Genomic DNA, 14315 nt, shown 5'->3' on the forward strand with positions numbered 1-14315 from the left:
TTTGTAAATTTTCTATACCTTTTTTTTCTTATATGATTTTTATCAATTTATTTATTAATATTAAATTTTTATTTTTTATTCCAAAAAAAACTCCATACATAAAAAAAAAATATATTATGTTTTTTTTAATTAATTAATACAATATATTTCTTTATTAAAATTCAAAATTAACATTTATATCTTTTTGTCGTTTTTTTTTGTACGTTTTTTATTTATATATTTCCAATAAAAAAAGTACACTCAGATACAAGTGTACTTTTATATATTCTCTATTGCTTTTATAACATCGTTAGAAATTTTAAGATCATTAAAACTTCTTTTTATTTTACTTTTTAAATCTTCCTCTGATTCTCTCATAGCTAAATACTCTATAATTGCAAATTTTGTTTCAAAAAATGCAAATTTCACGCTTATTAAATCTTTTTTATCTATTATATCCTCTTCTATTATTTTAAATAGAATATAAGAATACTTAAAAGCAAAATTAATTAAATCTAATTTTTCTTCTATCTTTAGCTTTTCTAACTTATACTTACATCTCATAAAATCGTAGTCATTAATACTAGCTTTATTTATAATAAATTCTCCAGCTTCTTTTTTTATATACTCTTTATTATCTTTAATATATTCTTTTAATATATTAGTTATACAATCTTCTTTCAGTTTAATCATATTAACCTCTTTTTCTTTATATTTTCACTTTGCATTTTTCCTATTTTTACCTATTGTATTCTTCTTATTATTAAAATAGTACATTATTATAGTATATAAATACGTAAAAAAGGTGAATTCATATTACTGAATTCACCTTTTTTAACTATCTTTTTGAATTTTTCTTTTTAAATACTAATGTACCTGTTGTTGCAAATGCTGTACCAAGTAAAAGAGCTAGTGCTGCTGATTGTCCACCAGTGTTTGGTAAGTTTCCATTACCCTTTCCTGGTTCAGTGTTACCTGAATTATTTCCACCACCAGTAGTTCCTCCATTATTGCTTCCACCGTTTCCGCCATTGTTACCATCGTTGTTTCCACCATTGTTGTTATCTCCGCCTGGAGTACCTGGATTTTTAACTAGTTCTGAAATTGCTTTATTTAAAGATTCCACTGCACTATTAACTTCATCTTGTGTTACATCTTCTTTTGTCATTACTTCTTTAGCAGACTTTAATGATTTTTCTAGATTTGTCCATGTTTCTTTTGTATAGTCCTCTTCTTTAAGATTTTCTGCCTTAGCAATTACCTTTGCTAATTCCTCTTTATTTATTTCATTACTTTCTCCTACTCTTGAAAATCCAATTTCATGAAGTATTGGTGCCATACCATCCCATGCAATCTTAATTTCAAATATATTTCCTAAAGAAGCTGTATCAAAAGCGTTAAAGCTGTTACCTAACTCTCCAAGATCAGACCAACCATTTTCAGTTCTTACAGATACTACTGCATTTGAAATTGTACTTGGATTTTGTATAACTGTAACATTTTTAATATTTGTTTCATCAGAAATACGATAAACTAATTCTCCTGTCTTTGGAGCATTTACACTTGGTTTAAATGTTGTGTTTATTAATCCATCTATTAAATATTCTGCTTCAAACTTTGCTTCTGCACTTGGTCTAGTAACAAAAGTTACTTTCTTATCAGAACATTGAAGTTCTAAATTATTAATATTAATGTTAACTGTATCCTTAGACTTATTGATTATTCTAACATAACGCCCTTCTATAGCTCTATTTAAATCTGTTACTTCTGTCCACTCAACACCGTTAATTGATGATTCTAAAACTACTTTATCATTATTTGTATAATCATCTATGATTTTTGTTATTTCTCTGATTTTATTTAGCTTAATACCAATATAATCATTTTCTGCAAGTGTAGCACCTTCTACCCCTGTAAGTGTAGCTTTATCTGATACAATACTTACATTATTTTTCTTTAATGAGTCAACATTTGTATAAGCTTCTTTAATCATACTCTCTTCATTATCTTTATTAATTGAAAACTCTCTTACAGAAATCCAGTTTCCCTTAATTTCACCAGTTGGTATAAATCTTACATGTTTAGCTTTAACATTTAAACCTTCAACAACTATTTTATTTAGTTGAGGTCCATATTCTTCTCCATTTAAATCTGTCCAGTTTTCCCCATCCATTGAGTATTGGAACTTACCGTAATTAAATGCTTCTTTACCAGTTGTAGTTTCACCTTGTTCAAATATAATACTGTTAATTTCAGTTTCCTTACTTAATTCAACAGCCATATAGTCCCCTTCTTTAGCTCCATTACGTATCCAAATTCTTGATGCTGAATTTCCATCTGCTATATTAAAAATATGTCCATCATATAAAGGTCCCATGTTTGTGTATGGGCGTAAAGTTAACTTTTCCACATCTGGATTTATAACTCCATCAATCTTATCCCCAACTACCTTTGATAAATCTTTTATAAATGGAATTAAACGCTTTGTTCCTGGTTCTGGTCTTGCCTTTCTGTCATTAATAAGGTCAATTCTATAACTTCTTGATAATGTGTACTTATCAGCACCTTCACCATAGTAAATCATAGCTTTTTCATAATTACCCTTTTCAAATTCAATAGCTGAATTTATATATGCAATTGTTGACTCTGCTAATGCTTTTAATGAATCAACCCAAGGTTTAATTTCCTTTTTCATTAATTCATTTTTAGATTTATTTTCAAAGTTAATTGTTGCATCTAAAATTTCATTATATTCAGCAAGTACTACATTGCTATATTCTAAAATAGATTCATTTGCTCTTAACATTCTTGTGAACTCTTCAATTATTGGTTTAATTTCTTCTGATTCATCTAATGCTAATCCATGCCAGTTAGGTGCTGGATCACTCATATGTTTTGCAAATGTGTATAGTTCTTCTGTTGCATCTTTATCAATATACTTAAATGAATCTTCCCAGCTCTTATCTACATTAAACCCTGCACGATTCCAACCATAGTCTGCAATTGCAAATAATGCTGGTTTTGAAGCTTGCGCTTCTTGCATTGGGTTAGTTACAATTCCCTTAAAGTTTGTAACTGTTGGATCTAACATTTGACCTTTACCCATTAATAGACGTTTATTATTAATATCATTTACTGGCCAGTTTAACCACATAAATGCTTCACGTCCTACTGCTTCTTTAAAGAAATCAAAAGTATCCTTAGTTACCCAACCAAGTATTACGTCACCTGTCCACATAATATCAACTGTTTCTGGCATTTGACGCATTGTATTTAAGTATGGGTTATTTACATTTCCACCAGCTGATTCTTTTGTATATACCTTAGGAACAAATATTAAGTTATATATGTCTCCTTTTTCTAAACGCCACTTTTCTAAGTCCTTCATAAGTTTTACTTGATTTGATTCATCACCTTCAGCATCATCTGCAAGTACACCAAATTGACGTACACCAATTTCATATAATTGCTCAAACTTAGCAATTATAATTCCTAAATCTTCTTTATAATGTTCTTCAGTATCAAATCTCATAGCTGAATCACCATTTAAAAACGGGTGAATTGTCCATATAAATTTATTCTTTGTCTTAGTTCCAACTTCAACCATTTCTCTAATTTCAGCTAACTTTTCTTCTGGATATAATTCTCTCCACTTAAGGCTATGATATTCATCATCCTTTGGTGCAAATATATATGCATTCATTTTAAAGTCTCCACCAAATTCCATTAAGCTTTTACGGTTTTCATTACTCCAAGGAATACCATAATATCCTTCAATAAATCCTCTCCATTGACCATTAGCAAAATCCTTAATTAATAAATTACGGATTTCATTTCCTGATTCTTGGTTAAAAATATGTTTTAAAGTTGTTATTCCATAAAAAGCTGAATCAGTATCCTTACCTAATACAGCAACTACATTTCCTTTTGCTGATATTATATGAGAATCCATATTTTCAAAGTGAGAATCATCAGCTAAATTATTTTCATTAAAATAATTATCTACAACTCCATTTGAATTATTTATTCCCACTATAAAGTTTGTTTTATCATTCTTTATTTCAGAAGTTACTTCATGTGAAATACCTTTAATAGCTAATACTTCAAACAATCTGTTTTTTGTAGCTTCATCAATATTTTCTTCAAATACAACGTTTACTTCTTGGCTAATATTTAACTTTCCATCGTTATATTCTACACTTTGAGGAATTGGATATATTTCATAATTAGCAACCCCTCCAACTTCTGTAGCTTGTACTTTCTGAACAAATACATTTGGTAATAATGAAAAGAACATAATTACCGTCATAGCTTTAGCTATAAGCCATTTTAACTTCTTAGCTTCTAACTTCATTTATATAATGCCTCCTTTATATTAAGTAAAATGATACATAACAATTCATTTACAATATAAGTCATATTATGTAATTATATTGAATAATTTGCTATGCCTAACAAATTATATACTAGATTTTCCACATTAAAAACCTATATATTACATATTTTACACTTTGTTAATAAATTTACATTATTTATTTTTCTAATCATTATCACAACTAAAAAAGTATAAAAAATTTCACTAAGGTAACTTTTGATTTGTGGATTTTTTCCCTCATATGTACTTTCTTAAAGTTATCTTATAAAAATCTATGGCATATGTACTTTATTTATTTTTTTATTCCTTAAGCCTACATACTGTTTTAAAACCATTATTAAGTTATTTAAAATTTAGATATTAATATAAATTCCTAAAAAATGAAAAAATATCCTTTTCTAATGAAAAGGATACAGATTGTAGACAAAAAGCATTTTCTCAAGTTGGAGAAAATGCTTTTTGTTATTATATTTTTATTTATTAATTAAATTTTCTTTTTAAAGTGAAAATAATTCCTATAATCGCTGCTATTGCTACTGCAGAAAATCCAAATATTATTTTTAATAAACCTTCAGAGCCATCTTTTTCTTCTGCTTCAATTTCTATATTATTCTTATTCTTTTTTTCTTTATTAGTAGCTTCATTTATAGCCTTTTCTTTTTTTGCTATTTTATTTGAGCTTTCTTTATTACTTTCCGCTAATAACTTTTCTTCTACTTTTTTAGCTGAAGTATTTAATGATGCTTCAGAGCTTTCAATTGTACTAAATTCTTGAACCTCTTTTTGTGATATTTCTGTATTTAAAGCTACACCATTTTCAATAACATCATTAACATTCCTTGCAACTTCTATTGCATTATTTGCTGATTCTTTCAAATCATAAGTTTTATCAACAACAGTTTTTTTAACTTCTTCTTTTTCAGATAATTTCTCCACTTCTTTCTCCAGAACTTTTTCAACTACATCTTTATTTACTGAATCATAATCCAATAAAGCTTCATCTTTAGCTAAAACTTCTGTATCAATTCTATCTATTAAAGTATCTTTGTGATTAACTTCTTCTGTAAATTTATTTTCTTCAATTATTGGAGTCTCATCATATAATTGAGTTTCCCCCTCAAATGGTGTTTCATCTTTTAACACTTCAGTAGTATCTTCCTCTTTAATCTTCTCATTTTCTGGATTAATTTTTTCTTTAACTACTGATGTAGTTTCTATTGCTTCTTCTGGTTTAACTTCTTCTTCAACTTTAACTTGTTGATTTGTTTCTTCTTCAACTTTAACTTGTTGATTTGTTTCTTCTTCAGCTTTAGCTTCTTGACTTGCTTGTCCTTCTTTTCTCTTTTCTTCTGCCTTTATATATTCAGATTCTTTAACAGAATTTTTTTCTTCAAGTTCCTTAACCTCTTCTTTTTCATCCTCTATATCTGGATTAAAAGTAATAGGTTGAAATACTTTACCTGAAAACTCTATATTCTTTTCCCCTAACTTAACCTTTTCATTAAAGTTAAAAGTTAACTCATTTATCTCTTTATTTTTTATATTATTCCATGTAATTAAAGTATTATCTTCATTAACCATACCTTGGTTAGATATATCTTTAGGTTGTCCATTTCCACTAATAATTTTTATAGGATTTTTAATTAAAAGTTTTTCATTAATCTCTTTATTTTTTAAAGTTATCTTTTGATTGCTTAACACTACACTTTCTAAATCTTTTAAATCCTTAAGAGGTGTTATATCACTTATATTGTTATTTTTTAATTTTAAAGTCTTTAAATTATTTAATTTAGAAATTACTGATATATTACTAACTTTATTATCATCTAAAGTAACTTCTTGCAATTGAGGCAATTCACTTAAAACTGATATATCACTTATATTATTTCTATCTAATCTTAACCAAGTTAATCTTTTTAATGACTTTAATGGTGTTAGGTCAGACACTTCTGTATTATTTATAGATAATACTTCTAAATTTTTCAAATTATTTACTACACTAATATCTTTTATATTAGTTCCACCTATATATAGTACTTGTAGATTTTCAAGATTCTTTATTGATTCAAAATTTGTTATTTTATTTGAATCCATTAATAAGTATTTTAAATTTGTTAAATTACTTAATGAAGATATATCTTTTATATTAGTTGCATTTACAAATAAATCTCTTAATCTTTTTAAACTTTTTAAAGGCGTTATATCTTCTACTGGATTTAGGTTTATATATAAATCTCTTAACTCTGTTAAGTTGCTTAATAAACTAATATCAGTAATATTATTATTTTGTAAATCTAATATTCTTAAGTCTTTACAATATTGTATTCCCTCTAAATTAGATATTTCACTTCTAGCTATGTACAATTCCTGTATTTTAGATAACTTGTATTTTGATATTTCATCATCTTCTCTTTGACCTAAAGCTTTATTTAGGGCTTTTTTTAAATTTGGATCAGGAATATTTACACCATTTCTATTAAAGATATAATTTTCACCTAAAAAATTAATATCTTCATTACCTCTCCCATTAACATCTGCTAAAGTCCTTAATGTTGGCATAGCACAAGAAAAACCTAATGCCATTACCAATATAACTGTTAGTATTCTTTTTTTCATATACGTCTCCTTTACTTTGAATATTTCTCATCACATATTAACAATTGCTACTTTTGTATATTTTATTAACAATAAATTAACTTTCTGTGAACTTCCAGTTAATTATAATAATTTTTATTTTTATTTTCAAAGTAAAATTAATGGAAATAGTACCATTAAAATACTAACTAATACATAATATTACTTTAATTCCTATATAAATCATATTAGTAATCTATATGAAAAAGGTAAAAAAATAGAGATATTTTATATAAATACAAAATATCTCTGCAAAAATTAGCTGTTATAGTAAATCACTGCTCTGTGTTAATTATACTATAGTGGACAAGTTAATGTAAACATTTTGAAGTGGATTTCCAAAAAATTCACACTTTTAAGATTTTAAATAGAAAAATACCCCCTGATAAGGGAGTATTTTTCTAGGAAGTTAATACTAACATACTTAATATTAAAGTATTTCTTTAGGAAGCTAATGTTAATATATTTTAATTATGAAAATCTTTAATTAAGAAAATTTCCATAATTAAATTATACATTAAATCTCTAAAATCATAAACCTTTTTTTTGAATATTTTCATTTTATTAACATAATGTTTTCTTATATTTCCTCTGGTTTATATTTTTCTTCCTTCAAACTTCTTCTCATTCTTCTTTCCCTTCTTATTCTCATTCTCTGTCTTTCTTTCTTGCGCCTAATTTCTTTAAATATGTTTATGCAAATACAAGTTAAAATCGTTCCTACAAATCCACCGGTAAAATCTATTAAAACGTCTTTTACACTGGAATATCTACTAGGAATATATAATTGATAAAATTCGTCCATTACTGCCAGAAATAAGACAGTAAATAATGAATATGTAATAATTTCTCTTAATTTTAAGCCTAAGGTACTTAAAAAAACACTAACTACAGTTGCTAATAAAAGAAATTCTAATCCATGAGCTATCTTTCTTATAATAAAATTTAACTTACTGGCTTTATATTTACAATCTCCATTACTGGAAAAGGCATCTTCGCTATTATTAGAGAATTTTTCTATTATAGTATAAACTATCGATTTGCTCCTGCTATTTGATTTCTGCCCATTTTGACTAGAATTTAAAAATATAAATCCTATAGAGGCAATAACCAAAATTCCCATGACTATTTTTTTCATAACTCACTCCTTACTAGATTTGTATTTGTAACATCTTCTATTATATTACTTTTAAGCTTTAAAATCACTTTTAATTTTATAATAAAAAACATAAAAAAATAAAGTTATAACTATAATTTAGTTATAACTTTATTAATTATTACTAAAAGGGTGGTTTATATAAGCTCTTTATTAAATAAGATATTATAATACTTACCACATTTATTATCTTTTATACATATTTAATTTTAATTTTTTATACTATTTTATATAATTAATTATATATTATTAAATTTTCATATTATATCAATACATTATTACTTTTCCCCATAATAATGATAGTTTTCACTATTATTATTTACTCCATTTAAAACAGTACCTATTATATTTGCATTAACTTTCCTAAGTAAATTTATAGAGTTATGAACTGAATCTCTCTTAGTTTTCTCTGCTTTAATTACAAGTAAAGTACCATCTGCTTCTGTTGATAAAACTTGAGAATCTGTTACAGCTTGTACTGGTGGAGTATCTATAATTATGTAATCAAAGTTTTCTCTTAGTTCTTTTAATAGATTCTTCATAGCCTTTGATCCTAACATTTCTGAAGGATTTGGAGGTATTTTTCCTGAAGTTAGTAAAAGTAAATTGTCCCCATGCCTTTTTAAAACTTGAATTAGCTTTTTTTGTCCTATCAATACATCTGATAAACCAGTTAAATTTGATATTTTAAATTTTTTATGTATAGATGGTTTTCTCAAATCACAATCTATTAAAATTACTTTCTTTTCGCCTTGTGCTAATGATAATGCAAGATTTGCTGCTGTTGTTGATTTTCCTTCCCCAGGTTCAGAACTTGTTATTACTATAGACTTACATTCTTCATCAAAAGATGAATATTGTATATTTGTCCTTAATGTTCTATAACTTTCTGCAGCCACAGACCTTGGCTTATTTTCCACTATTAACATAAAATGCCCCCCAATTATTATTCACTCTTATTTTTCATCTAAAAATTTTGGTATAACTCCTATTACAGGAATATCTAATTCATCTTCTATTTGTTTTTTGGTTTTAAAAGAGTTATCTAAAAATTCTAGTAAAAATACTATTCCAACTCCAACCATTAAACCTAATAAAAATGATATTAATATATTAATGGTTTTATTTGGGCTTACTGGCTTTTCTGGAAGTGAAGCACTTTCTAATACCTTTACATTTCCATTTGGAACTAAATCTGTAGATTGTTTTACAAATTCATCTGTAATTGCATTAATTAACTTAAGTGAAATTTCTGGTGAACTGTTTTTATACTTAACTTCAAGAATTTGTGTATCTGAAACAGGTACAACAGTTAAATTATTAAGTACATCTCCAGTAGTTTCATTAGCATTACTTTTTGATATTGCTACATTAATTAAATCTCTTGTTTTTATAACTTCTGAATATGTTTTCAATAATTTTTGATACATCAATATATCATTTTGATTATAACCTTCTTGTGCTGTTTCCTCTTTTCCTATAAATAATTTAACCTTAGTCTCATATTTAGGTTTAATTAAAAATAAGGTTATAAGAGCTGATAATATTGTTGTTAGTAAAGTAGTAACTAATATAACTTTCCATCTCTTTTTTAAAGATTTAATTAAATCTATCAAATTTATTTCCTTTTCCACCTTTGCCCCCCATTTATTTTTTATTTATTAAATTATATAAAAATTATATCATAAATTATGCTTTTGTGAATAAATATGATATTTCATTGCTATCATTTAACATTCTAAAAATTTTTCTATATATTATTATTTCATTTATGTTTTTAAATTTATTAAAATATGAATTATACTTATTAATTTTTTATTTCATTTTTTTAAATTTAACCTTTGAAATAATAGATTTCTACAAATAACCATTGTTTCATTTGTCGAATTTTCTGTTACGATTTTTTTTGAATTCTCATTAAAGATATACATATATTACAAATAAAAAAGAGATATTTTAAATATAACATATCTAAATATCTCTTTTTCTATTTATATAATTTAAAAATTATTACTATATATTACTTAATAAAATTATTATATCTTTTATTTTTAATTATTTTTACTTTGCCATCTCCAAGAATCTTCACATATTTCTTTAATTCCTTTTTCAGCTACCCAGTTAAGTTCTCTGTTAGCTTTACTTGGGTTTGCATAACATGTTGCTATATCTCCTGGTCTTCTGCCAACTATTTTATAAGGTATTTCTACTCCACTAGCTTCTGAAAAAGCTTTAACTAGTTCTAATACACTATATCCTTTTCCTGTTCCCAAATTATAAGTTACAAGCCCTGGATTTTCATTTAATTTCTCTAATGCCTTTAAATGTCCTTTAGCTAAGTCTACTACATGTATATAATCTCTTACACCAGTTCCGTCTACTGTATCATAATCATCTCCAAATATATTAAGTTCTTTTAATTCTCCTACAGCTACCTTTGTTATATATGGCATTAAATTGTTAGGAATTCCTTTTGGATCTTCTCCTATAAGACCACTTTTATGTGCTCCAACAGGATTAAAGTATCTTAAAATAGCTATATTAAAAGAATTATCAGCTTTATATAAATCCCTTAGAATATCTTCTACCATAAGCTTAGTTCTTCCATAAGGATTAGTTGCTGAAAGAGGGGCATTTTCAGGTATTGGTATTATTTCCGACTCCCCATACACAGTTGCTGAAGAACTAAACACAAAATTTTTAACATCATACTTTTTCATAAGTTTTAATAAAACTAATGTACTAGTTAAGTTATTATTATAATACTCAAGAGGCATTGAAACTGATTCCCCTACAGCCTTTAATGCTGCAAAATGAATAACTGCATCTATATTATTTTCTTTAAAAACAACTTCAACATCATCTTCATTTAATAAATCTATTTTATAAAACTTAGGTTCTTTCCCTGTTATTTCTTTAATTTTATCCTTAACCATTATATTGCTATTGTATAGGTTATCAACAATAATAACTTTATGTCCTTCATTTAGAAGTTCTATAGTTGTATGACTACCTATGTAACCCATTCCACCCGAAACTAATATCGCCATATTTTCCCCTCCATTTGTATTAACAATTTAAAATTTATATTAAATGCTTCGTTTATTATAACATTATCTTTAAGTTTTCTACAAATTCAACTTTAATATTAAAGCCTTACAAAATGTTAAAAAGAGAAATTCTACACAAATTTCTCTTTTTAATATTTTACATAATCTAATATATTTATGAATTTTATAACTTCTTTGAAATACTAATTAAATCTAATACATCTACAATTCCATCACTATTTAAATCTAAATATCTTTTAAATCCTCTACTAGCACTTGTTGAATTATATTCTACAGCCATTTTAGATAGATCTTCTATATCAGTTTTCCCATTTCTATTTACATCACTTTTTTCATATCCTGGTATAAATGGACTACTGGGTGTATTTATAAATTTAACATTATTAGTTTTTATAAATCCTCTGTTATTCCAATCATAATTTCCATGGAATTTATTTTCATCTCCACCATCGTCTAAAGCTGTAGTTCTATCTGGAAATACTTCATATTCTCCCCAATTATTTGATTCTCCATATGTTAGTGCAACTATATTTCCTGAATATCCACCCCATCCACTAACGGTTGGATTTATATTATATATAAGCTCTCCATTTTGATTTGTAACTGTATTAGCTCCTGTATATGTTGCAAGTTGATAAGCATCATAATCTGTTAAGTCATCTAAATCTCCACCTGAAAGTTCAAAATCTATATCAAGTATATGTTGAGCAGCTTTTTCTCCCCAGTATGGATCTGAAGCATATTTTACATTTGCTCCTAGAGCTTTATTTCCTAAATATCCTCCAAAGTATCTCCAATCAGCTGGATCTGCATATCCTCTAGAAATATAGTTTTTAGCAAATTCTCTTACTGAATCCCCTGGAGTTTGGAATGAGTTTGCGCTTTCTCCTGGACTAAAATCATATGCTGCAATACCAAATAAATTGTTTTTAGTTAATGCTATATTTGAAGTTCCAAAAGCTGACTCGTTTATTGCTACTCCTAACATTAATAACGGATTTACCCCATACTTATTTTGACTTTCTATAAATACATCACCTAATCCTCTAAGCTTACTATTAGCTTTTGCATTTCTATTTATATATGAGTTTAATTGTGAAGCTGTATAGTTTGTCTTAGTTCTAAATGGTAGGTATTGATAGTATGCATAGTATGGTGAGCTTGAATTTACAGCTCTTCCCTTTGTATTACTTTTTAAATCTGTTATTAATTTATTAAGCCCTTCTGATATTGTATTTCCATCATAAAAATACACTCCATCATAACTATAATAATCTTTTCCTGGTGTTAAGTATGAAGGTGCTTTACCAACCTTTATTGAATAACCATTACCCTCATAAGATGTCATATTATTAGATATAAAGTGATATAAGAATCCATTTTTAACTAAATAACAACTTGGATTAGTTACTTGATTTATTGGAACTACCACTAAATCATAATCATTTGAACTTTGATTTTTATTTACCCAGCCATTATATCCATTTACTTGAACCTTAGCTGCATTACCTATATCTTCTATAATAGGTACATCATCTATATATCCTTGATTTATATATGTGAACTGTTTGCTTAACTCTGGATTTGAATAAATATATGTTAAATAGTTATTGCTGGCTTCTGGCTTACCGTCTCTATGTTTCCATATTCTTCCCATTGAGTTAGTTGAATAGACGGCTTGTCCTCCAGCATTAATTACTGTTGGAATTATCTCTCCTTCATGATGCTCAAGTTCTTCTTTCTTAGTTTCTAATTTATCTGCTTTATCTATTGCTTCCTTTAAAGTATTGGCATTTTCTACATACTTGTAGCTTCCATCACTATAAGCTAATGCAATTTCAAAATTTGCTGTAGTTTCTTTTTTTAAAACCTTTATTTCTTTGCTTTCTTCAAGTTTCTTTTTAACTTCTGGCTTTTCATCCACAGAATAACTTGGACTAAAATACTGAAAGTCTCCAATTTTTACTTCTTCATATTTTTTAATATCTTCATTTCCTTGAGATTTTGTTTCTTCTGCAAAAATATTAACTGTCGGTGATATAAAAGTAGCTATTAAAATTAATGATAACAGCTTTTTAAGTTTTCTCATAACTTTACTTCCCTTCTGTTAAATTAAAATTCACCTTTATTTCCCTTTTTATTTTTTAATTTAAAAATAACTATAGCAGCCACCAAAACTATTACTGCACCACCTACCCCTACTGGTAACATACTGCTTGTATTTTTGTTATTTTCTTTATCTTTATCTTGTTTTTTAGTGTCTACATTTTTATCTTCTGTATTATCTTTGCTTTCTTTTTTGCTTTCATCTGAAGTATCTTTCTTTGAATTCTCTTCTTTAATATTATCGTTTTTTTCTTCTTGAAGCTGTGTATTAGTATTATTAACACCAAAGAATTTTAATATTTTTTTAACTATAGTTGGCTTGTCTTCTTTTAATTCATTATCTGAAGCCTTATCTACTTTGTAATTTTTATTTTCTTCTTTTGGTTTAGATGAATCTTCTGTATTTTCTTCTTTTGACTCTTCCTTTGTCTCTTCTTTCTTATCTTCTTTTACTTCTTTTAAATTGAAATCCATTCTTGAAACTTTATAATCTTTATTTATACCTATTAATTTTATTTTCATATTGTCTTCTGTTAAATTTAAGTTTGTATCTTTTAAAACTTCTGCTTTTATTGTAACTAAAGTCCCTGAACCACTTATACCATCAACTTCTCCTGTAAAAGTCATTTGATAATTTGCTATATTTCCATCCTTTGCTGTTTCTCCACCAGCTTCAAAGAAATTATCTTTACTTTCTTTAATCAGTCCTGCCCCTTGAATTGAAGTAACTTTTATCTCTTCGGGGTTATATGTATAATCTACAGATAATCCATAAAGTCTATCTGCCTTGTCCACATTTATGTTTATTGTAACTTCTTTCCCTTTAGAAACTTCACCATCAATATTGAAATTAATGTCTGTATTTGTCTCTGCATATACCCAAATAGTGGAAATAGTTAAGAACATTACCATCAAAGTTAGAATTTTTTTCAAAATTTAGTCCCCCTTTTTCTTAAAACTATAAACTTTTTGTTAATTTATTCGACTAACAAAT

At 26.5% G+C, this 14315-nt stretch carries 9 protein-coding genes; all 9 read right to left on the reverse strand.

The window, feature by feature from the left end:
- Positions 1–258: 258 nt before the first annotated feature.
- A complete protein-coding gene (locus CP523_RS04955; protein WP_066675729.1) occupies positions 259–672 on the reverse strand; it encodes a hypothetical protein in 414 nt (137 codons plus the stop codon).
- Positions 673–817: 145 nt separating this feature from the next.
- A complete protein-coding gene (locus CP523_RS04960; protein ID WP_120140588.1) occupies positions 818–4333 on the reverse strand; it encodes a beta-N-acetylglucosaminidase domain-containing protein in 3516 nt (1171 codons plus the stop codon).
- Between the two features lie 501 nt (positions 4334–4834).
- Positions 4835–6970: a leucine-rich repeat domain-containing protein gene (locus CP523_RS04965; protein ID WP_120140589.1), complete on the reverse strand. Its 2136-nt coding sequence runs from the start codon at positions 6968–6970 to the stop codon at positions 4835–4837.
- A gap of 598 nt (positions 6971–7568) precedes the next feature.
- Positions 7569–8126: a VanZ family protein gene (locus CP523_RS04970; protein ID WP_066675723.1), complete on the reverse strand. Its 558-nt coding sequence runs from the start codon at positions 8124–8126 to the stop codon at positions 7569–7571.
- 296 nt (positions 8127–8422) lie between these two features.
- Positions 8423–9073: a CpsD/CapB family tyrosine-protein kinase gene (locus CP523_RS04975; RefSeq protein WP_066675721.1), complete on the reverse strand. Its 651-nt coding sequence runs from the start codon at positions 9071–9073 to the stop codon at positions 8423–8425.
- A gap of 27 nt (positions 9074–9100) precedes the next feature.
- Positions 9101–9778, reverse strand: a complete 678-nt coding sequence (locus CP523_RS04980; protein WP_066675720.1) for a YveK family protein — start codon at positions 9776–9778, stop codon at positions 9101–9103.
- Positions 9779–10195: 417 nt separating this feature from the next.
- Entirely contained in the window at positions 10196–11194 is a 999-nt protein-coding gene (galE, locus tag CP523_RS04985) for a UDP-glucose 4-epimerase GalE (protein ID WP_066675718.1), read from the reverse strand.
- Between the two features lie 184 nt (positions 11195–11378).
- Positions 11379–13304, reverse strand: a complete 1926-nt coding sequence (locus CP523_RS04990) for a glucosaminidase domain-containing protein (protein WP_120140590.1) — start codon at positions 13302–13304, stop codon at positions 11379–11381.
- Between the two features lie 23 nt (positions 13305–13327).
- Complete coding sequence (locus CP523_RS04995) at positions 13328–14254, reverse strand: cohesin domain-containing protein (RefSeq protein ID WP_120140591.1); 927 nt, start codon at positions 14252–14254, stop codon at positions 13328–13330.
- Positions 14255–14315: the final 61 nt, after the last annotated feature.

Source organism: Clostridium septicum, assembly GCF_003606265.1.
Taxonomy (GTDB): domain Bacteria; phylum Bacillota; class Clostridia; order Clostridiales; family Clostridiaceae; genus Clostridium; species Clostridium septicum.